Origin of the sequence: Synechococcus sp. MIT S9507 (genome assembly GCF_047304715.1) — a bacterium.
Lineage (GTDB): Bacteria > Cyanobacteriota > Cyanobacteriia > PCC-6307 > Cyanobiaceae > Synechococcus_C.
In genome coordinates this window covers 490,509-510,601 of sequence record NZ_CP138970.1, presented here as the reverse complement: position 1 = coordinate 510,601, position 20,093 = coordinate 490,509, and the positions used below count along the sequence as shown (strand labels likewise).

The following is a 20,093-nucleotide window of genomic DNA, read 5'->3' as shown; positions in this document are numbered from 1 at the left end:
CTCTTTTCTCCTGAAGATGTCTGTCGCTCAAGTCAAGAATCTGCAGCGACGTCTCGATAACCTTGCTCGCGAAGCTGAGACGGAGCTTGACCGGGCCTGCGGTCACGATCTCTGGCGAAGTGTTGGTTTTGATGCCTTCGACAGTCTTGAGGATGGCGACCGCCGAGCGAGCGCCAATTACTACTACGGTCAGTGGTCGACCGTGCGCGAATTGCAGGAGGCCCTCGGCTGATGAGCGAAGGATGTTGTGGACCGGCTCTGGATCAGACCCAGGCTGTTGAAGAGCGTTATGGCGCAGCGGCAAAGGAGCAGGAAGCCTGTCTCTGCACACCTGTTGCTTTTGATGCCTCCCTGTTGAAAGTCATCCCCGATGAGGTTGTGGCGCGCGACTACGGCTGCGGCGATCCGACTCGCTGGGTTCGCTTCGGTGACATTGTTCTGGATCTGGGCAGCGGCAGCGGCAAAAACGCCTTCATCTGTGCGCAGGTTGTCGGTGCTGGCGGCGCCGTGATCGGTGTTGACCGCAATTCCGACATGTTGGAGCTTGCCCGCGCCGCCGCGCCTGTGGTGGCCGAGAGAGTGGGTTTCAGCAATGTTCGCTTTGTGGAGGGGGCGATCGAAGCTCTGGATGCACTCACCGTGGCGGGTGAGCTGCTGATTCCATCAGCCAGTGTTGATGTGGTGCTGAGTAACTGCGTGCTCAACCTGGTGAATCCCTCCGCTCGAGCGGCTCTGCTCGCCAATATCCGCCGCGTGCTGAGGCCCTCAGGCCGCGTCGCCATCAGCGACATCGTTTGTGATCGGCCTGTTCCAGAGCATCTTCAACAGGATCCAGAGCTGTGGAGCGGTTGTATCAGCGGTGCATGGGAAGAGGATGCCTTCCTGTCTGATTTCCGTGCACTCGGTTTCAAGGACGTGAGCTACGCCGATCGCTCCGAACAACCCTGGCGTGTTGTTGAGGGCATCGAATTCCGTGCTGTCACGCTCACCGGCGTTTTGGCTGACGGTTGAGTAACCCAATCAAGCGTTGATTCTCGCTTGACCTGAGCTCACGCCACTGGCCTGAAACAAGGCCTTCGATGCTGAGAGCAGGGCCTCCATCCATCAGATCAATGCTCTGGCGGATCAGTCGAAGAGTGGGAAGCCCCACGGCCGCAGTCATGCGACGAACCTGGCGATTGCGCCCCTCCCTGAGGCTGAGTTGCAACCATGTGGTGGGAATGCTCAGCCTGGTGCGGATCGGCGGATTGCGTTCCACCAAGGTCTGCTGCTGTTCGGCTGGAAGACACTCGGCCTTAGCTGGTCTTGTGCGCCGCTGCTTGACCAGCACTCCGCTCCTGAGAGCATCCAGCTGGCAGGTTTCGGGGATGCCTTCGACCTGAACCCAGTACGTGCGCCAGTGACCGAAACGGGGATCGGTCAGGCGTTGTTGCAGCCGACCGTTGGCGGTCAGCACAAGCAGCCCTTCGCTGTCCGCGTCCAGTCGTCCTGCTGCATATACATCAGGGACGTTCACCCAGTCGGCCAGGCATCCCCACTTGCTGCCCGGTTCCGGTGTGAACTGGCTCAGAACTCCGTAGGGCTTGTGAAGCAGAAGGGTCAGGAGTGGTTCCCGAAACAGATCAACAGTGCTTCACCCCAGCTCGAGGCCTTGTTGAGGTGGTCATCATGCAGGTGCTTCATTTTCTCGGCCTGCATTTTCATCATGGTGGCCTGAGTGAACACGTGACCCTTTTCCCTGGCGAGGTTCACCACATGCATGGGAGTCGCGGCCTGTTGCACCTGTTCGCGGACCTGGGAATCAGACTTGGCGAGGTCTACGAAAGCGGCGAGAGCGGACTCGGACACGGCGATCTGGCGTTTTCAGAAGGTTAGGTGGATTTCTGGCGGGCACGCCACAGATTCACAGCACCGATGGAAATCATCAGCAGCCCCAGATCCATGGAGAGGGGAGGGAGGATCATCGGTTCGTCTCGAATTCAGCAGACCTTAGGGAGAGCTCCTCGCCCTTGGGGGTGCTCAGGCAGCAGACGGCCTTCTAAATTGGGGCAAGTTCTGCAGGTCAACGCCAGCGCATGATTGAAACCTCGGGTGTGATCGAGAAGGAACAGGGCAACGGGTTTTATCTCGTGACTCTGGAGCAGCCCGCAGGTCATCAGTGCCTCTGCCGCGCGGCAGGCAAGCTCACCAAATTCAGAATCAAGCTGCTTGCCGGAGACAAGGTGCTGGTGGAAATCAGTCCTTATGACCTGACTCGTGGCCGGATCACTTACAGGGAGCGCAACGCCGGTGCTCCCGGTGGTCGTCCCGGTGGCAACCGTCCGGGCGGCCCGCGTCGTCGTTGAGGATCAGACCTCGGCGAGCAACGAACGGATCGAATCCATGAATTCGCTCCGTTGTTTCACGCCACGCCACTGCTGCTTCAGTTGTTTGTCGAAAAACAGCTGAACGGTGGGTGTGCCGTTGACTCCTGCCTGCTGGGCGATCTCCTGGTCGGCTTCGATATCGATCTCAATTCCCTGGGCCTCCCCCTGGAGTTCATCAAGAACTCTCTTGATCTGGGGCTTGAGCACGTGGCAGGGGCCACAGCTTGGCGAGGTGTAGACCACCAGTAAAGGGCGGTTGCTGTCGTGATAAAGCTTCCTCAGGGCATAGCTTCCCTTTTGCCAGCTGGCGTTGGAGTCGTAGGTCGCTTCAGTGGTTTCAGCTGTGGTCTGCGGAGTGTCGGCCTTGGCTGGTTCTGCCTCATCCCGGGTGATCAGTGTGGCCAGATTGTGATGACTGAGCCAGCGTTCGGCGGCGAGGGCGGCCTGGCAGCCGCTGCCTGCAGCGGTGACTCCCTGGCGCCATTCCCCATCGGCGACGTCGCCCGCTGCAAAAACACCGTCCATGGAGGTCTCGGGCCGGCCGGGCTTGGTGATCAGGTAACCGGTCTGATCACAGTCGAGCTGGTTGCGCACCAGTTCGGTGTTGGGCGTGTGTCCGATCGCATAGAACATGCCCCGCACAGCCAGCTGTTCATCAACTCCGCTGTCACGCCTCCGCAGCTGCAGGCTGTTCAGCCAGTCATCACCCTGAACATCACTGACCTCGGTGTTCCAGTGAACGCTGATCTGTGGGTTGGCCTGCACGCGATCGCTCATTGCCGCACTGGCGCGCAGACGGTCCGAGCGCACAAGCAGGTGCACCCGGCTTCCGTATTTGGTGAGATAGACCGCTTCTTCGCAGGCTGAATCCCCGCCGCCGACCACAGCCAGTTCTTCGTTGCGGAACTGAGGCGTGGCGCCATCGCAGATGGCGCAGGCGCTGATGCCCTTGCTCCAGAAGAGGTCCTCATTGGGCAGGCCGAGCCGGTTGGCACTGGCCCCTGTGGCGATGATCACGGATTGCGTTTCAACAATCCGACCCTCAACCTCAATTCGGTATGGGCGCTGGCTGAGGTCAATGCGGTCAGCGTCCGCTTCAAGCAGTCTTGTTCCCCAGCGCGTCGCCTGGGCTTTCATCAGATCCATCAGGTCCGGCCCCAGAACACCATCTGGGAATCCGGGAAAGTTTTCAACATGGGTGGTGGTCATCAGCTGGCCACCGGGGATTCCACCCCGCTGGAATCCTGTGACCAACAGAGGGTTGAGGTTGGCACGGGCGGCATAGATGGCAGCGGTGTATCCGGCTGGGCCGGACCCCACGATCACCAGATTTTCAACCGCCATGCTTATCCGGAGTGATTATGAGTTGACTTTAATGTCCGCGGCAAAACGACAGAGGAAGGGAGAAAACGAATCAGATCAACAATATGAGTCAAATTTGATCACCTCAGATGTACAAATTGGGCCGCAAAGCCTCAAGGTTTCGATACAAATTTCAGTCTTTCTTTAGATTTCAACGGCTCCGTCGGTGGCACCGTCACGTTCCAGGTGATGGTGTTTGCCTTGTGTTCTCTGAAGACTCAACACAGAGTCCTCAAGAAGTTCAGGATGCTCTCCCAGGCAGGTAATCCATTCTCTGAATTCCTGCGTTAAGGCATAGCTGTCTTCGTAGCGCTCAGCACTGTCCAGAACTGCGATCCTGGTTGTTGCCCAGCAGGTGGCAACGTTGACTCGACGTTCAATTGCTGCATCCATGTCTGTCTCCCAGATGGCGATCAGGCTGATGGTTGATGGGTCCAAATCAGGCCGGATTTCGCAGAATGTCGCATTTTTTCTTGAGAAAGAATGTTTTCAACGCTGCAAAAATCCTGGTAACTGCGGTGTGCGCATCCGAATCACAGCACCTGCACCGTCCTCAATCGCTTCCATGGGCAGCGACGGACCTCGCCAGTCACTTTCCGGATTGCCGTCGCTGTCTACGGCGCTTTGCGGGGCTGCAATGCGGTAAGGCTCGGAAAGAGACCAGCTGCGGGCGTACTGCATCAGCAATGGATCCGCTGGAGCGAACACGTAGGAGGGTTCGCGCGGCACCGCTTCCAACGAGGCTCTTTCGCTGCACATGCGCACGGCTCTGGTAATTCCCTGAACGAATCGACTGCGTGTCACCACGGTCGTCAGGTAGGCGACCACCCTCAGCCTTGAAGCGTCGAATCCCTCCGCGCACATGTCAATGCTCACCAGCCAGTCGGCATTACCGCTCTGAAAACGATTGAGACGCTCAGGGGCTCCCGGGTCCTGGGAATGAACGAGGTCCACCCGGTCGCCCTCCTCCTCCAGCAGAAAGGTGATGCTGCGGGCGTGCTCAATGTCACGGGCGATCACCAGTCCACCGGCACGTGGGTGCCGTCTGCGAACGCTTTCGAGCTTGGTGCGGGCTCTCAGCAGCAACAGCTGGGCAATGCTGCTGCTGTCGGAAAGACGAATGGCGCGGCGTAGATTTCTCGCTCGCCAGCTCTCTCTCTGTTCAGCTGACAGTGGCGAAACCTCCCGCTCCGGGATCCCTTGCTTGGCGTGTTCCACCCAGCCGTCCTGGAAACGGAATTCCAGAGGACGAACATCACCGGCTTTGATCAGTTCTCGGGGTTCCACCGACAGATCGGGATGGATCTGTTCCACCAGCTGGCCGGCTTCCTCAACCCGCACCCGTCGGGCGGCGCAGAACGCGAGGTTGTCCGCGCGGAACGGTGTTCCCGTCAAACCGAGACGTAACCGGGCATGGCTGCTGAGCTCCAGAAAGGTTCGCCCCCAGACAGGGCCGTCGGGTTCGTCAGGGTCAACTCCCAGGTGATGCGCTTCGTCGGCGATGGCCAGCAGCAGCTCCGGGTTCCAGCAGCTGAGTTCGGATTTCAGGTCATCCTGCTGGCGTCCTGCGCCCTGGTAGCTGAGCAGCCACCCATCCGCCTCGTCTGAGGCGCTGTCAGGCCCGTTCCAGAGATCAAGCTGCAGATCCAGCTGGGTTGCAGCATTCCTCCACTGGTTGAGGATCGAGGTGCGATGGCAGAAGATCAGAGCGCGTTGAAGCCTGCCCTCCGACTGCATCGCCTGAAAGGCAAGCAAAGCCCCAAGAGTTTTGCCCGCTCCTGGACCGGCATGAATCAGAACATCACGGCCAGCAGTCGTCTCTGGGTCAAGCCGTCTGCGCAGCAGCTGAATCAGCTGCTGCTGCCATTGTCTGGGACGAATCCTCCTGGATGGAAGCTCGGCACCAAGCGCGAAGGACGGAGTGTTGATGGCGGCGGTGAAAGATAGGTCTTTCTAACCATTCCAATCGCTTGCGCCACCCTTAACTTCCGACCATCAGCCCCTGGGGTTCGGCCCCCTGCCGCCATGGCCAGAAGCCTTCTCCGTTACTCGTTCAGCCCTGAATCCCGCCGCTGTCTTGAGCGTTGCTGGTCTTTGGAATGCGATCTTGACCCGCTGATCCTTCGCGCGCGGCTCCTCCACGGTCAGGGCCTCCGCCCGCAGGCGTTGTCTGTGGAGGAGGAGCTTCAGCCGATCTTCTGAAGCTCCTCACCCTCTGGCTGATCGGTGCGTTCAGATTTCAGAGCGATTCGGTGTGATTACGGAGCAGCCGCTCCACCTCCATCACACCCTCTGAAGCCGCCTTCTGGGCGCGATCAGCCTGACCGCCTGCCGGCTCGAGGATTTTCGATGTCAGGCGATCCATCAGCTCCGCTCTGTTGTCTTTCAGAAGCGTCAGGATCTCCTTGTTGATCAAATGTCTGACGGCTTCACTGCGCAGGTGATCATCAGATGCTTCATCGAAAGTGCCTTGAACGAGCTCCTGGATGAACAGACGATGAACCTCACTGCTGCGCAGAAAACTTTCGGTGGCGTTGATGATTCCATCCACCAGGGTGCGATCAGGTTCGGAATCCAGTTCCCTGAGTTTGAACTCCCAGTCGAGATGACGTCGCTGCCAGCCCGCTGCATGCAGGCTCGGCATCACGGTCTGGGAGAACGTGTCCACCGACATCTCATAAATGCGTTCGGCCAGGCGTTCGCACCATTCACGACCGTGTTCAGCCAGAAGGTGTTCCATCGTGCTGCGGTCCACGGCATGACCGCCGTGGTGGCTGTGGCAGACGCCATCAGGGCATTCGATTGCGGTGAGTCCCATGCTGTTGCAGACAGGACCTTCTCCCTAGCTACAGGCTTCAGGCTTAAACCCCCTTCTTCAGAAAAGATGCAGGGCCCTCACCCGTGACCTCCTAATCTCAGCTGGGTCGGCGGCATCACGAACTTGCCCATACTGTTGATCCCGGTGGAGACCGCAGCGGGCGAAACCCGCGTTGCAGCTTCTCCGGAAACCGTCAGGAAATTCACTGCACTCGGCTGCAGAGTTGTCCTCGAAAAAGGGGCTGGACAGGCGTCCGGCTATCTGGATGAGGCCTATGTCGAGGCCGGAGCGGAACTCGTGTCCCGAGGGGACAGTTCGGCCTGGTCCCAGGCTGATGTGTTGCTCTGCGTTCAATCCCCCTCAGGGACTGCTCTGAGTCAGCTCCGTCGCGGCTCTCTGGTGGTGGGTCTGCTCGCTCCCTACGCCAACGCTGAGCTGGCTGAGGTACTGCATCAAGCCGGTCTTTCGGCCATGGCCCTTGAACTGCTGCCTCGCATCAGCCGTGCTCAGTCTGCTGACGCGCTCTCGTCCCAGGCCAATATCGCCGGCTACAAGGCCGTTCTCCTGGCCTCAGCTGCGCTGGACCGTTATTTCCCAATGCTGATGACGGCGGCAGGAACCGTTCAGCCTGCCCGTGTTGTGATTCTTGGTGCCGGAGTGGCAGGTCTGCAGGCGGTTGCCACGGCACGCCGGCTGGGCGCCGTTGTGTACGTCAGTGACATCCGCCCGGCTGTGAAGGAGCAGGTGGAATCGCTTGGAGCCCGCTTCATTGACCCACCTGAGATGGAGGACAAGCCTGCGGAATCCGGTGGCTACGCCAAGCAGGCCTCTGATGCTTTTCTTGCCGCACAACGTCAGCAGCTTTCAGACCAGCTTGCTGAGGCGGATGTGGCCATCTGCACCGCTCAGGTCCCAGGTCGTCGTGCTCCACGGTTGATCAGTGAAGACATGCTCGATCGCATGCGCCCCGGAGCCGTGGTTGTGGATCTGGCGGTTGCCCAGGGCGGCAACTGTGCAGAAACCGTTTCTTCGCAGACTGTGGATCGCAACGGCGTGAAGTTGATTGGCGCCAACGATCTGCCCTGCACGGTTCCTAACCACGCCAGTGCGATGTATGCCCGCAACCTGCTGGCTTTGCTTCAACCGACCCTGAAGGATGGTCAGCTCAGTCTTGACAGCGAGGACGAGCTGATCGCTGGATGTCTGATCAGTCATGACGGCACCATCCGCCGCGGAGATGTTCTCACCCCAGAAGCCAAATGATGGATTCACTTTTTCTAATGGGAGCGGCAACGGCCTCCCAGACCCCACCACTGGTGAATGCCCTCTGGGTTTTGCTGCTCGGAAGCCTGCTTGGTTTTGAGCTCATCGGCAAAGTTCCTCCGACGTTGCACACGCCTTTGATGAGTGGGGCCAACGCCATCTCCGGCATCACGATGCTGGCCGCACTCACCGCGATCATCAAAGCCGATGGAAGCACTCCTCTGCTGGTTCTGGGCTCCATCTCCCTGGGTTTCGCTCTGTTCAACGTGATCGGCGGCTTCCTGGTCACTGACCGCATGCTCGCCATGTTCAGCCGCAAGCCCGCCCGCAAGGAGAACAGCTGATGGAGATCCTCAACTACGTCATCGACCTCGTTGCCGTTCTGCTGCTGGCGCTCGGCATCAAAGGTCTTTCCAAGGTGCGTTCTGCGCGCAGTGCCAATCAGCTTGCCGCTGTGGCCATGGCACTTGCTGTGATTGGGCTGCTGATCAGTTATCTGGGCACCCCCAGCTTTGATGGTCAGGCCTGGATCTGGATCATCATCGGCACGACAGTCGGTGGCGTGCTGGGTGCGATCACGGCCCAGCGGGTGCCGATGACATCCATGCCTGAAACCGTGGCCTTGTTCAACGGCTGTGGCGGCATGTCATCGCTTTTGGTGGCCCTGGCTGCGGCACTCTTCCCCGGCACGCTCGACGACGGCACGCTCGTTGCGGTGGTGTCGATTGTGATCTCCGTCTTCGTTGGCTCCATCACCTTCACAGGTTCGATCGTGGCGATGGCAAAGCTTCAGGGCTGGCTTTCAACGCCTCCCTGGATGCAGAGCAAGATCCGCCACCTGGTCAACATCGCTCTGGCCGTTGTCTGTCTTGTGGCTGCGATCAAGTTGATCACCTCCGACGGCAGCAGTCAGGCCGCCCTGTGGTTGCTTGTGATCGCTTCAGGCCTGCTGGGAATCGGCGTCACCCTGCCGATCGGCGGCGCTGACATGCCCGTGGTGATCTCCCTGCTGAACAGCTATTCAGGTGTGGCCGCGGCTGCCGCTGGTTTTGTGGTGGGCAGTCAGCTTCTGATCGTGGCCGGTGCCATGGTCGGCGCCGCTGGTCTGATCCTCACCCAGGTGATGTGCAACGGCATGAACCGATCACTGGTTTCGGTTCTGTTCGGTGGAGCTCTGGGGGCCGGCTCCTCCGGCGGCGGCGGCGGTGAATACACCAACATCACCAGCTGCAGCGTTGAGGAGTGTGCTCTCACTCTCGAAGCGGCAGAGCGGGTGGTGATCGTGCCCGGTTACGGCCTTGCTGTCGCCCAAGCCCAGCACACGCTCAGGGAGGTCACCCGATCCCTGGAGGCCGCCGGAATTCAGGTTGATTACGCCATTCATCCAGTGGCTGGGCGCATGCCGGGTCATATGAATGTGCTGCTTGCTGAAGCCGATGTGCCCTACGAGCAGCTCAAGGAAATGGACATCATCAACCCTGATTTTCCCGCCACCGATGTGGTCCTGGTGCTTGGGGCCAACGATGTCGTCAATCCCCAGGCCAAGAACGACCCAGATTCACCCCTCTACGGCATGCCGGTGCTTGATGTTCAGCAGGCCCGAACGGTTTTTGTTGTGAAACGCGGCATGAGTGCTGGTTACTCCGGGATCAAGAACGATCTCTTCGAGCTGGCCAACACATCGATGGTGTTTGGCGATGCCAAGAAAGTGCTGGGTGATCTGCTCGGTGAGCTCAAGGAGCTTGGAGTTGGTAAGAAGTGATCAGATCGGTCTGAACGACCTTTGATGGGTTCCCACTCCCACGATCAGCACAACCCCCGGTTGCTCAGGCAGCTGGGGGTTGTGCCTTATCAACAGCGCTGGCCCTGGCTGGGCGGTGATCTCCAGACCCTGCGTGACACGATTCGGCCCTTGCCTCTCCCTGATGATCAGGGTGAGCCGATTCGTATTGCTGTTCCCGCGCTGGCCAGTGGCGCTGCAGCAGCGGGGGAATTGCTGGCCTTTCTGGATCCTCCTTTGCCTACGCCTGCGGGTGATCCGGTTTCCCCAAGTGCCCTCGTTCTGGCCCTTCATGGCTTGGGTGGTTCCAGTCGGCGGGAGGGCCTGCGTCGTCTTGTTCTCACTCTGCAGAGGCAGGGTTTTGCTGTGCTGAGGCTCAATCTGCGGGGAGCCGATCCCGGCAGAGATCTGGCAGGTGGCACCTATGCCGCCTCCTGCAACAGCGATCTGCTGCCAGTGATGGTGCGTGCCCGTGAGCTGTGCCGGCAGCTGGCACCCTCCGGCTCGGTCCTTCCCCTTTTCGGGGCTGGCGTATCTCTCGGCGGCACGATGCTTCTGAACGCTTGCCTGTCCAGTGCCGGGGACAGGACCGCAGCTGGACTTCCCTCCGACCAGCAGGTGCTCGATGGCTTGTTCTGCGCCAGCAGCCCCCTGGATCTGGCCGCCTGCAGCGCCTCGATCGAACGACCGCGCAACCGTGTGTATCAGCGTTGGTTGCTGCAACGCCTGGTGAAACAGACGCTTGCAGATCCCTTCGGTGTCAGCCCGCGGGAAAATGAGTCACTGATCAACGATCCTCCGCGTTCCATCCGCGCCTTTGACGCAGTGGTCACCGCCCCTCGCTGGGGATTCGACTCCGTGGACGCCTACTACTCCGGGGCCTCTCCACTGCGGTTGCTGCTCGATGACCGGCGTGCATTGCCACCCACCCTGCTGCTTCAGGCTCTTGATGATCCCTGGGTGCCAGCGGCTGGAGCCACGCGTTTGCTTTCAGCCCTCACCTCGCAGCCGGCTGATCAGCATGAACCCGTGTCGGTTCTTCTCACTGAGAGAGGCGGCCACAACGGCTTTCACGCTCCCGGTGACAGCCTGGAGAGCGGATGCTGGTCTGACCGTGTGGCTTCGGCCTGGCTGAGCCAACTCAGCTCTGTTGAGGCACGCTGAAGGGGCTGCGGCGGATCACCCAGTCTTCACACGGACATCCACCGATCACATGCTCTTCGAGGATGCGTCTGATCCGCTCCGGTGTGACAGCTCCATACCAGATTCCATCGGGCCAGATCAGCAGCACGGGCCCCTGCTGGTCGCAGGCCCTCAGGCAGTCAGCCTTGCTGCGCAGCACAACGCCCTCCGGTCGGTCCGGACGCTCCAGTGCCAGCTCCCGAACTCCCAGCTTCAGGGCTTCCCAGCTTGCCGCGCCCAGGGCTGGATCACAGCATTTGGCCTTGGTTGCCGTGGCACAGAGAAGCAGGTGGTGACTGATCACGCCGCCATTGCAGTCAGCGGCAGTCGCCGTGTGCCCCGCTCAACCTGTTCGCGCACGGCAAGACGGGCCCACTGATCCACCGCCAGCACATCATCCAGTTGTGGTCGGTCAACACGGTCGGATTTATGGCGCTCGCAGGCTGTCTCAATCAGATCGGGGATGTCGAGAAAATGGACCCGTTCCTCAAGGAACTGGGCCACCGCTTCCTCATTCGCTGCATTGAGCACAGCCGGCATGGTTCCACCGGCTCTGCCGGCGGCGTAGGCCAGTTCCATGCAGGGATATTTGGCGGGATCCGGTTGATTGAAGGTGAGTTGCCCGACTTCGGTGAGATTCAGTCTTCTCCAGGGTGTCTCCAGTCGAGATGGCCAGCTCATGCAGTAGAGGATCGGCAGCTTCATGTCGGGCCATCCCAGCTGAGCCAGCACCGAGGAGTCAGCCAGCTCGATCATCGAATGAATGATGCTCTGAGGGTGGATGACAATTTCAATGTGGTCGTAGTCGAGGCCGAACAGATAGTGCGCTTCGATCACCTCAAGCCCCTTGTTCATCAGCGAGGCTGAATCAACGGTGATCTTTCTGCCCATGCTCCAGTTGGGGTGGGAGGTTGCATCCGCCACCGAGGCTTTCTCCAGATCGGCCGTGGCCCAATCACGGAAGGCACCACCTGATGCCGTGAGCTGAATCCGTCGCAGCCCCGGAGTGGGCACACCTGTTGAAAGGCGCGCATTGTCAGCCCAGGGGGTGCCCTGCAGGCACTGGAAGATGGCGGAGTGTTCGGAATCGGCCGGCAGCAGCCTGCTGCCGCTTTTCTTGAGCTCCGGCAACACCACCGGACCAGCTGCGATCAGGGTTTCCTTGTTGGCCAGCGCCAGATCCTTTCCGGCCCGGATAGCCGCCAGCGTCGGCAGCAGGCCCGCACAGCCAACGATGCCCGTCACCACCAGGTCCGCCGTGTCCCATGAGGCCGCCACGTTCAGTCCACCGGGACCGCCCACCAGTTCCGGTTGCCGTTGCGGCCGCAGATCAGCCGGGAGTGAGGCCAGCCGCTCCTCCAGTTCCCCTAGGAGAGATTCGTCAGCCAGCGCCACCACCTCCGGGCTGTGTCGCTGGATCTGTTCCACCAACAGCGGCAGGTTGCGACCTGCAGTCAGAGCAACCACCCGGAACTGGTCCGGGAATTCCTGAACGATTTCGAGAGTCTGAGTGCCAATTGAGCCGGTGGAGCCCAGCACGCTGATGGCTTTCACGCGGATCATGGCGATTGCGGCCATCCTCCCACTTCAATTCCAGGCCCTGGCAAACTTCGGCCAGCGCACTGTGTTCACGTTCATGGCGGCAGCGCAGAAGGAGCACTGGGGATCAGGGCTGGGTTTTGTCCTGGCGGCAGCAGGCAGTGCAGTGGGTCTGGGCAACCTCTGGGGATTCGCATACCGAGCCTCCCAGGGAGGCGGAGGCAGTTTCGTACTCCTTTATGTGCTCATTGTTGCAGTGATCTGTCTGCCGGTACTGGTGGCTGAGATGGTGCTGGGTCGCAACAGCGGTCGCAGCCCTCTGCTGGCACCCGCCCAGGTGGCCGGCCGTGACTGGAAACCGATGGGTTGGCTGTTTGTGATTGCCCCCTGCGGAATCCTGGCTTTCTACGCCGTACTGATGGGCTGGACCGCTCAGACCCTGATTCATGCTCTCAACGTGGGGCTGCCCCAGACCATGGAGGACGCCCAGCTGTTCTTCAACACCATCAGCGGCGGCAACTCTGCATTGGCTGGGCAGGCCATCAGCCTTCTGCTGACCGCTGCTGTTGTCTCAGCGGGCGTGCAGGCCGGCATCGAGCGACTGTCGCGCTGGGCGTTGCCACTTCTCTTTGTGTTGCTGGTAGCCCTTGCGATCTGGGCCAGCACGCTCCCGGGAGCGATTGATGGTTACAGGACCTTCCTGCTGCGCTGGGACGGCCGGGAACTGATGAACATCACCACAATCCGCAATGCCTTCAGCCAGGCCTTCTTTTCGATCGGCACCGGAATCGGATCGATCATGGCGTATTCGGCCTATCTGAACCGCAAGGCTCCTGTCCCTCAGCAAGCGGTTTCGGTGGTGGGGCTCGACACCGCAGTGGGTCTGCTGGCGGGCATGCTCACGTTCCCCTTGGTGATCAGCTTCGGGCTGGGAGATGCGGTCAGTGAGTCCACGATCGGCACGATCTTTCTCGCTCTGCCCACAGGTCTGGCCTCCATCGGTGCGACAGGACGAATCGTGGCTGTTGCCTTTTTCTCCCTGGCCTATCTCGCTGCGATCACCTCGTCGGTGTCGCTGCTGGAAGTCCCGGTGGCGTCATTGATGGATCGGTTGAACTGGAGCCGCACCAAGGCGACCTGGCTCAGCGCGGCTGTGATTTTTGTTGTCGGACTCCCCGCTGCCACGAATCTGCAGGTGCTTGGAGCGATGGATGCCCTGTTCGGAGGAGTGCTGCTGATTGCCGGCGGATTGCTGATTGCCGTGCTGATGGGATGGGTTGTGCCCCAGACCTTCCTCGCTGACCTCAAGGACAGCACCGTCACCAGAGCAGCAACCTCCGGTCTAATCCTGTTCTTTCTTCGCTGGGTCTCACCGGTCGTGATTTCTGTCGGTCTCTTGATCAGCGTGGTGGATCTGATCCGCAACTGGACCGGGCAGAGCTGACCATTGTTTGTGGTTTGAACAGCGTGTTCAGAACAGTCGGTTGATGTGAGCGGAAGCCATCCGCACCTCTCTCAGAAAACAGATTGACGCTGTCATCACCAGCAGCATTGCCGTGATGAACAGGGGAACCACCACCAGCGTGAGGTTGACGCGGCTGATCACGCTGAAAAACATCACGGCGACCACGGCCGAGATCAGCAGAGTTGCGGCTGTGAGCATCTCGATGGCACGGATCGTGAGCTGCATGCGCCTGCGGTACCCCCATTGCTCGCGTTGATCGACTGTTTCGCCCGCATCAAGGGCCGCCTTGGTCTTGCGGGCGTTATCGACAATCCGCGCCAGACGGCCCGAGATCACATTCATCAAGGCACCGATGCCGGCCAGAAGAAACACCGGGGCAACCGACAGCTGGATTGCTTTGGAGAGGCTCTCGGGTTCCATGGGCATCTCGCCGATCCAGGGCGAACCTTAGAGCTCACGCAATGGAAATCCGGTAGACAGGGTCTGTGATGCACGCCAACAGGATGCTCTGGCTCAAACGCTGGAATTTCATCGAGAGAGCCAGGCTTGAGCGGGAGCTGTGGGATGCCTTCGAAGCCAAGCAGGATCCTGAGGCCAAGTTGGAGCAACTGCGGAGCTGGATCGACGCTGCCGATCCCGATGATCCCGCTCTGGCCGAGCAGCGTTTCAGGCTTGAGGTCTGGACCACCACACTGGCGCGCATCCGCAAGATCGAGGCGATGATGGCTTCGAAAGAGCGGTGATCAACGGCGACGCCATTCGGTCGTGCCGCCGGGTTTGTCGATCAGTTCAATCCCCTGAGCGGCAAGTTCCTCCCGGATCCGGTCGGCTTCAGCAAAATCCTTGGCCTGCTTGGCGGCCTTGCGTGCAGAGATCGCTGCTTCGATCTCGCTGCTCTCCTCACATGCTGTGTTGGAGTCCTCCATGGTTTGCTGAGGCTCATACCTGAGTCCGAGCACGGCGGCGAGCTCACGCAGCAACAGCCAGCGTTGATGCAGGGCATTCAGGTCATCCGGCTTTTTCACTTGCTCTCCACGCTCCAGTCGGTTGGCTGTCGACTTCAGTGGTTTGGCCAGTTCAAACAGCACTGCGAGGCCTCCAGAGCTGTTCAGGTCCTGATCCATGGCCTGGGTGAAGCGGTCGCGTGCAGCCATGAGAACCTCATCAACGTCGAGGTTCTGAGCATGCATGGCACCGGATGGCAGATCTTCTGCTCCGGGCCAGCCCATCTGGTCGGACCACCGGCGACCAAGGCCAAGAGCTGCATTGAGCCCTTTCCAACCGGTGCTTGCCGCGTCCAGCGCATCAGCTGTGAAATCGAGTGGTTTGCGGTAATGCGCCTGGAGCACAAAAAGTCTCAGCGTCATTGCTGAGACTCCGCTGTCGAGCAGCGAGCGGATTGTTGTGAAATTGCCCAGCGACTTCGACATTTTGGTGCCGCCCACATTCACCATGCCGTTGTGCATCCAGATCCGGGCTAACTGCGCTTCATTCGCAGTTTCTGACTGAGCAATTTCATTTTCATGGTGAGGAAAAACAAGATCTCCGCCGCCGAGATGAATATCAATTGTTGTGCCGAATTCTTCGCGAACCATGGCTGAGCATTCGATATGCCACCCGGGCCGTCCCCGACCCCAGGGTGACTCCCATCCTGGTTCTCCGTCTTTGGTTTTTTTCCAGAGCGCGAAGTCAAAGGGATGTCGCTTGCGTGCATCCTCCTCCTCATTGATGCGGCCACTGGCCCCTTGTTTCTGCTCGTTGGGGTCTCGCCCACTCAGCTGTCCATAATTCTTCGCTTTGGAAATATCGAAATACACATCGCCGTCGGAGCTGTAGGCAGCTCCTTTGGTTTCAAGTTCTCCGATCAGAGTTTGAATGCCTGGGATACAGCAGGTCGCCCTGGGCATTTTGTCTGCAGGCAGAATGTGCAGGCGTGCCATATCGATTTCAAAAGCTTTGATATTTTTTTCACTGACTTCCTCCATGGTTGAGCCCTCGGAAGTAGCCCTGTTCAGTATTTTGTCGTCGATATCCGTGTAGTTCTGAACAAACGTGACGTCGTAATCGCACCAGATCAGATAACGCCGCAGAACATCCCAGTTGATGTAACTGCGTGCATGGCCCAGATGACAAAGGTCGTAAACCGTCACCCCACAGCAGTAGATCGTTGCCTTGCCTGCCTCCAGCGGTTCGAAGTCTTCGGTGCGATTGCTCAGGCTGTTCGTGAGGCGCAGTGGCAAAGGTCTGATCAGGCTCTCCAAGGAGGTTACGGCCCGCCCACTCCTGCATCGCCCAGGAATCGGCTGGTTGCTGCAGTGTTGTTACCGATCTGTTGTCTTTACTGCCCCCCTGCAGTTCCCAGGGATGTCGATGGCCTGTGGGTTGCACTTGCCCTTGGTTGATGATTGTTGTGATTCAGAGCTTCTTGTTGAGGTTTGTTGTTGCCCCCTCTCCCTAGGTTGGGCTAAAGCCGTTCCATGATTTTCGGCCGACTATTTTCAGTAATTGTCCAAGGACTGAGCGTCTTGACTCATTCTCTCCCTGGTCACTGATTTGAATCAGGTATTCGTGCTGGCTGCCGTTGCCTCGCTGCCTGGAACAAATCACCCTCACATCATCGTACCCAATGGGGAAATCATGATTGAGTGGAATATCAAGGATCCATTCGGCCACAAACAGGAGGAAATCGAAGATTACTGGATTGATGTATTCCTCATCTTCCTGTAAGTCACCGCATGCAACCATTTGTTCCTTGCTTTGTGGCGTGTAGGTGACGAATGAGAAGAAACGAGGTGCACCGGTCGGCTGAAGGTATAGTCCATGAAAAGCTCTTCGGGGCATGGCGTTTTGCTCAGTCGTGAATGGATTGCATCACTAAGGTGTTGAAGAGTTCTGGGCCAAACTGCGCTTTGACCGTCAGTTCAAGCATCCTCCAGATTTGCTTGCAACTTGGAATGGGCTCGTGAAAGCCCCCAATCGCCTGCCAGTTGTTCATAGCTCATTGCAGAGAATTCTTGAAAAGAGGTAATTGCCTGGAACCCATGTTGATTTCCGAAGTTTGAGTTCCGAAGACTTGTATCAATCTCACGATGGTTTTAAAGGTGTTTGATTGAAGTCTGAGTTTCAGCGGATGATGCATCCAGAGCTAGGCGTAGTGGCGGGATGATTGCTCTGTCAATCGTCATGGTTTTTGTCACTTTGATCGGGGAGCGCGAGGGTTGTTTGAGAATGAACAGCCGCACTTCAGTGTGGATGGCCTCTTCCAGATCGATTGAATGATCGTCATTTAGGTTCGCTTCATTTGGCGTCCATCCAGTTCGCGCCCAGCCCGGTTTCAGCCACCAGGGGCACACTCAGGTCCACAGCCTTCTCCATGGTGTTAACAACCAGCTTCCGGATTGATTCCAGAGCGTCTGGATCCACCTCGAGCACCAATTCATCGTGCACCTGAAGAAGCAGTCGTGCCGGCAGCCCCTGCTGCTCTATCGCAGCCTGAAGCTGGATCATGGCCAGTTTGATGATGTCGGCGCTGGATCCCTGAATCGGTGCATTGGCTGCAGCGCGCAATTGCTGGGCCTCCATTCCGCCCCGACGAGCCACATCCAGGTCGATCTCCATGGGTTCCTTGCCCAGTAGACGTCCCAGTCCGTTGCGATCGAAGTGGAAAGGGCGTCGTCTACCCATGATCGTCTCCACGTAGCCGCGACTGAGAGCGAGCCTTTCCTGGAGCTCGAGATAAGCGAAGACTCTGGGATAACGTTCCCTGTAGCGCAGCAGGAACTCCTTGGCTTCCCCCTGGCTGACGCCGGTCTCCCGGGCGAAGCGCTGGGCGCCCATGCCGTAGATCACACCGAAGTTGATCGTCTTGCCCAGGCGTCGCTCGTCGCTGTTCACCTCGTCTTTGTCGAGCAGCAGCCGTGCTGTCAGCGCATGTACATCGTCTCCTGTTCTGTAGGCCTGTTGCAGCACTTCCTCTCCTGAGAGGTGGGTGAGGATGCGCAGCTCGATCTGTGAATAATCAGCGCTGAGCAGGGTCCAGTTCTCCTGGGGCAGGAAAGCCTTGCGGATGCGGCGGCTGTAGTCCGTGCGGACAGGGATGTTCTGGAGGTTGGGATTACTGCTGCTCAGCCGGCCGGTGGCTGTCACCGCCTGATTGAAATCGGTGTGCACCCTCCCGGTTTCCTTTTCCACCAGCTGCGGCAGGGCATCCACGTAGGTGCTTTTCAGTTTGCTCAGCACCCTGTGTTCGAGAACCAGCGGCACCACGGGGTGATCAGCCTCGAGTTTCTCCAGCACCGTGGCATCTGTGCTGAAGCCGGTTTTGGTACGCCGGGATTTCTTGCGGTCGAGGCCGAGAGTGTTGAACAGCAGCTCACCGAGTTGTTTGGGAGAGGCGAGATTGAAATCTGTTCCCGCCGCCTCTTTGGCCTCCTTCTCCAGGCGCTGCAGGGTGTCACCCATTTCTGCTGACAACGCACTGAGGTAAGGCACGTCGATGCGGATGCCGGTGGCTTCCATCAGAGCCAGAACCGGTTCCAGTGGCAGTTCCACATTGTCCAGCAGGCTGGGAAGACTGTCTCCTGTTGCCTGCAGCTGTTGGCGCAGATCAATGGCCAGTCGACGTGTGAGGTGAACGTCCATGCCGCAGTACAACGCGGCATGGTCGAGGTCCACTTCCGCGAAGCAGCTGGCTTTGCCGTCCTTGGGCTTGCCCACCAGATCTGTGAACAGAGTGGGGGTGATGCCGTACATCCGTGATGCCATGGCATCCAGGCCGTGCTTGGCCGCGGCATCCCTCAGGTAATCGGCCAACAGGGTGTCCATCGTCACTCCAGCCAGCGCCAGGCCATGGCGCAGCAGAATCAATCGGTCGTATTTCGCGTTCTGCAGTGCCTTGGGGTGCTCAGGGCTTGCCAGCCAGGGAGCCATCTGCTCCAAAACCGTTTCGAGTGGAAGCTGCACCAGTTGGCGTTCGGGTTCCAGCGTTGCTTCCGTCGCTGCACGATGGCCGACAGGGATGTAGGCGAGATCGGCATCACCTGGCCCCCAGCACACGCCGATGCCTACCAGCTGCGCTTTGAAGGGGTTGAGATCGGTTGTTTCCGTATCCAGTGCAACCGGAGCAGAAGGATCGGTGCAGGACTGGAGTCTCTGCATGAGGTCCTTGAGTGCTGCTGAGCTGTTGATCAGCTGTGGCTTGAGCTCAGGCTTGGATCCGGCCGCGTCAGCGCCAGCAGATTCAGATGACTTGAGCTCTGTTGTCGTGGATCCTTGCGCTTGCTCTGCCTGACCTGTCTCGTTGGAACTTTTCTTCTCAAGCAGATTGGCGTTCGCCGTCAGTCCGCCTGGAGAGAAGGTGGCGATGAAACCAGGCACCTGCCGCACCAGGCTGTTGAGCTCCAGATCCTTCAGCTGCGCTTCGAGGCCATCGCCGTCCACAGGGCCAAGTTCAAGAACTGGATCCTCAGGAAGCGGTATGTCAACAAGGATTTCGGCCAGTTGCCTTGAGAGATAGGCGTTGTCCCGGTCGGATCTCAGCTTGCCCTTCAGGGCTCCTTTCACAGCGCCTCTGCTGGCCTTGGGGCCCTCCGCCTCGACTTCGGAAAGAACTCTGTAGACGCCATCAAGATCTTGATTCTCTTTGAGCAGATTGATGGCTGTCTTCGGTCCAACGCCCCTGACTCCAGGGATGTTGTCCGAGCTGTCGCCGGTGAGTGCCTTCAGATCCACCACCTTGTCGGGCATCACCCCGAGCTTCAGCTGGACCCCGGCTTCGTCAATCAAGGTGGGGCCGCTGCTCTTGGCATACGGTCCGCCGCCCATGTACATCACGGCAATGTCCCGCTGGTCATCCACCAGCTGGAACAGATCGCGGTCACCGCTCAGGATTCTCACCCTCCATCCGCTTGAGGCGGCCCGGTTGGCCAGGGTGCCGAGCACATCATCCGCTTCGAAACCAGGAGCCAGACACAGTGGCAGCTGAAGCTGGTTGCGCAGGATCAGCTGCAGCTGATCCAGGTCCTGGAAAAACACGTCAGGGGCCACATCGCGGTGGGCCTTGTAATTGGGATCGGCCTTGTGGCGGAAGGTGGGTTCTGCGGTGTCAAAGGCGATCGCCACACCCTCGGGTTTCAGTCCCTTGCAGTTGTCGAGCAGGGCCTTGAGGAATCCATAGGTCACGCTGGTGGGACGGCCATCCTTCGTGGAGAGTCCCCCTTCACCTCCCTTGCTGAAGGCGTAGAAACTGCGGAAGGCCAGAGAATGGCCATCCACCAGCAGCAGCAGGGGTTTCTCCTGTGTTTCGGGCATGGATGAAGG

At 59.2% G+C, this 20,093-nt stretch carries 23 protein-coding genes; 10 read left to right on the top strand and 13 right to left on the bottom strand.

Translation table 11 applies throughout. The features are described 5' to 3' along the window. Positions 1-16: 16 nt before the first annotated feature. Positions 17-232: a hypothetical protein gene (locus tag SIB83_RS02565; RefSeq protein WP_413403427.1), complete on the top strand. Its 216-nt coding sequence runs from the start codon at positions 17-19 to the stop codon at positions 230-232. Then, positions 232-1,011, top strand: coding sequence for a methyltransferase domain-containing protein (locus SIB83_RS02560; RefSeq protein ID WP_413746687.1), 780 nt, complete (start codon positions 232-234; stop codon positions 1,009-1,011). Before SIB83_RS02565 ends, SIB83_RS02560 begins: the two co-directional genes overlap by 1 nt. Here the strand turns inward: SIB83_RS02560 and SIB83_RS02555 are convergent. Further along, positions 986-1,621: a pseudouridine synthase gene (locus tag SIB83_RS02555; protein WP_413747267.1), complete on the bottom strand. Its 636-nt coding sequence runs from the start codon at positions 1,619-1,621 to the stop codon at positions 986-988. The genes SIB83_RS02560 and SIB83_RS02555 overlap by 26 nt on opposite strands. After that, complete coding sequence (locus SIB83_RS02550) at positions 1,600-1,848, bottom strand: Nif11-like leader peptide family natural product precursor (protein WP_413403420.1); 249 nt, start codon at positions 1,846-1,848, stop codon at positions 1,600-1,602. Before SIB83_RS02550 ends, SIB83_RS02555 begins: the two co-directional genes overlap by 22 nt. Positions 1,849-2,075: 227 nt before the next feature. Here SIB83_RS02550 and infA point away from each other — a divergent pair, with 227 nt between their 5' ends. Continuing rightward, positions 2,076-2,345, top strand: coding sequence for a translation initiation factor IF-1 (gene infA / locus SIB83_RS02545; RefSeq protein WP_006041809.1), 270 nt, complete (start codon positions 2,076-2,078; stop codon positions 2,343-2,345). A gap of 3 nt (positions 2,346-2,348) precedes the next feature. Here infA and trxB read toward each other — a convergent pair whose 3' ends face one another. The 3 genes from trxB to SIB83_RS02530 all read right to left on the bottom strand — a co-directional run bounded on the left by trxB (position 2,349) and on the right by SIB83_RS02530 (position 5,573). After that, entirely contained in the window at positions 2,349-3,710 is a 1,362-nt protein-coding gene (gene trxB / locus SIB83_RS02540; RefSeq protein ID WP_413746686.1) for a thioredoxin-disulfide reductase, read from the bottom strand. A 162-nt stretch (positions 3,711-3,872) separates the two neighbouring features. After that, the gene (locus SIB83_RS02535; protein WP_413406523.1) at positions 3,873-4,121 is read right to left on the bottom strand and encodes a hypothetical protein; all 249 of its coding nucleotides are present in this window, start codon (positions 4,119-4,121) and stop codon (positions 3,873-3,875) included. A 96-nt stretch (positions 4,122-4,217) separates the two neighbouring features. Then, a complete protein-coding gene (locus SIB83_RS02530; RefSeq protein ID WP_413747266.1) occupies positions 4,218-5,573 on the bottom strand; it encodes a DEAD/DEAH box helicase in 1,356 nt (451 codons plus the stop codon). A gap of 180 nt (positions 5,574-5,753) precedes the next feature. Here SIB83_RS02530 and SIB83_RS02525 point away from each other — a divergent pair, with 180 nt between their 5' ends. Beyond that, positions 5,754-5,930 (top strand): hypothetical protein, encoded by a 177-nt coding sequence (locus SIB83_RS02525; RefSeq protein ID WP_413403418.1) that lies wholly within the window; start codon positions 5,754-5,756, stop codon positions 5,928-5,930. Between the two features lie 37 nt (positions 5,931-5,967). On the opposite strand, the gene SIB83_RS02520 is transcribed toward SIB83_RS02525, so the two are convergent. Next, positions 5,968-6,546 carry an EF-1 guanine nucleotide exchange domain-containing protein gene (locus tag SIB83_RS02520; protein WP_413403416.1) on the bottom strand — a complete coding sequence of 193 codons (579 nt, stop codon included), beginning with the start codon at positions 6,544-6,546 and terminating at the stop codon, positions 5,968-5,970. A gap of 144 nt (positions 6,547-6,690) precedes the next feature. On the opposite strand from SIB83_RS02520, the gene SIB83_RS02515 reads away from it, so the two are divergent. From SIB83_RS02515 to SIB83_RS02500, 4 genes are read left to right on the top strand one after another with little or no spacing between them, the layout of a single operon-like run. Next, positions 6,691-7,809 (top strand): Re/Si-specific NAD(P)(+) transhydrogenase subunit alpha, encoded by a 1,119-nt coding sequence (locus SIB83_RS02515; RefSeq protein ID WP_413746685.1) that lies wholly within the window; start codon positions 6,691-6,693, stop codon positions 7,807-7,809. Continuing rightward, positions 7,809-8,153, top strand: a complete 345-nt coding sequence (locus tag SIB83_RS02510; protein WP_413406519.1) for an NAD(P) transhydrogenase subunit alpha — start codon at positions 7,809-7,811, stop codon at positions 8,151-8,153. Before SIB83_RS02515 ends, SIB83_RS02510 begins: the two co-directional genes overlap by 1 nt. Further along, on the top strand, positions 8,153-9,571 hold the full coding sequence (locus SIB83_RS02505) for an NAD(P)(+) transhydrogenase (Re/Si-specific) subunit beta (protein ID WP_413746684.1): 1,419 nt from the start codon (positions 8,153-8,155) through the stop codon (positions 9,569-9,571). The genes SIB83_RS02510 and SIB83_RS02505 overlap by 1 nt, the downstream gene beginning before the upstream one ends. Before the next feature lie 24 nt (positions 9,572-9,595). Further along, on the top strand, positions 9,596-10,753 hold the full coding sequence (locus SIB83_RS02500) for a YheT family hydrolase (protein WP_413746683.1): 1,158 nt from the start codon (positions 9,596-9,598) through the stop codon (positions 10,751-10,753). Here the strand turns inward: SIB83_RS02500 and SIB83_RS02495 are convergent. Both SIB83_RS02495 and SIB83_RS02490 read right to left on the bottom strand, forming a co-directional pair. Continuing rightward, positions 10,731-11,075 carry a (2Fe-2S) ferredoxin domain-containing protein gene (locus tag SIB83_RS02495; RefSeq protein ID WP_413403409.1) on the bottom strand — a complete coding sequence of 115 codons (345 nt, stop codon included), beginning with the start codon at positions 11,073-11,075 and terminating at the stop codon, positions 10,731-10,733. The genes SIB83_RS02500 and SIB83_RS02495 overlap by 23 nt on opposite strands. After that, complete coding sequence (locus SIB83_RS02490) at positions 11,072-12,325, bottom strand: 1-deoxy-D-xylulose-5-phosphate reductoisomerase (RefSeq protein ID WP_413403408.1); 1,254 nt, start codon at positions 12,323-12,325, stop codon at positions 11,072-11,074. Before SIB83_RS02490 ends, SIB83_RS02495 begins: the two co-directional genes overlap by 4 nt. An 82-nt stretch (positions 12,326-12,407) precedes the next feature. On the opposite strand from SIB83_RS02490, the gene SIB83_RS02485 reads away from it, so the two are divergent. Then, positions 12,408-13,754 (top strand): sodium-dependent transporter, encoded by a 1,347-nt coding sequence (locus tag SIB83_RS02485; RefSeq protein WP_413406517.1) that lies wholly within the window; start codon positions 12,408-12,410, stop codon positions 13,752-13,754. Between the two features lie 27 nt (positions 13,755-13,781). Here SIB83_RS02485 and SIB83_RS02480 read toward each other — a convergent pair whose 3' ends face one another. Continuing rightward, positions 13,782-14,195, bottom strand: a complete 414-nt coding sequence (locus SIB83_RS02480) for a DUF2721 domain-containing protein (RefSeq protein ID WP_413406515.1) — start codon at positions 14,193-14,195, stop codon at positions 13,782-13,784. Positions 14,196-14,278: 83 nt separating this feature from the next. On the opposite strand from SIB83_RS02480, the gene SIB83_RS02475 reads away from it, so the two are divergent. Continuing rightward, positions 14,279-14,518, top strand: a complete 240-nt coding sequence (locus tag SIB83_RS02475; protein WP_413406513.1) for a hypothetical protein — start codon at positions 14,279-14,281, stop codon at positions 14,516-14,518. On the opposite strand, the gene cysS is transcribed toward SIB83_RS02475, so the two are convergent. From cysS to polA, 4 genes are all read right to left on the bottom strand, one after another. Continuing rightward, complete coding sequence (gene cysS, locus SIB83_RS02470; protein WP_413406511.1) at positions 14,519-16,015, bottom strand: cysteine--tRNA ligase; 1,497 nt, start codon at positions 16,013-16,015, stop codon at positions 14,519-14,521. Positions 16,016-16,229: 214 nt separating this feature from the next. Further along, positions 16,230-16,616, bottom strand: a complete 387-nt coding sequence (locus SIB83_RS02465) for a hypothetical protein (RefSeq protein WP_413746682.1) — start codon at positions 16,614-16,616, stop codon at positions 16,230-16,232. A gap of 10 nt (positions 16,617-16,626) precedes the next feature. Next, positions 16,627-16,770 (bottom strand): hypothetical protein, encoded by a 144-nt coding sequence (locus SIB83_RS02460; RefSeq protein ID WP_413403404.1) that lies wholly within the window; start codon positions 16,768-16,770, stop codon positions 16,627-16,629. 302 nt (positions 16,771-17,072) lie between these two features. Continuing rightward, a complete protein-coding gene (gene polA / locus SIB83_RS02455) occupies positions 17,073-20,084 on the bottom strand; it encodes a DNA polymerase I (protein WP_413746681.1) in 3,012 nt (1,003 codons plus the stop codon). Between the last annotated feature and the right edge of the window lie 9 nt (positions 20,085-20,093).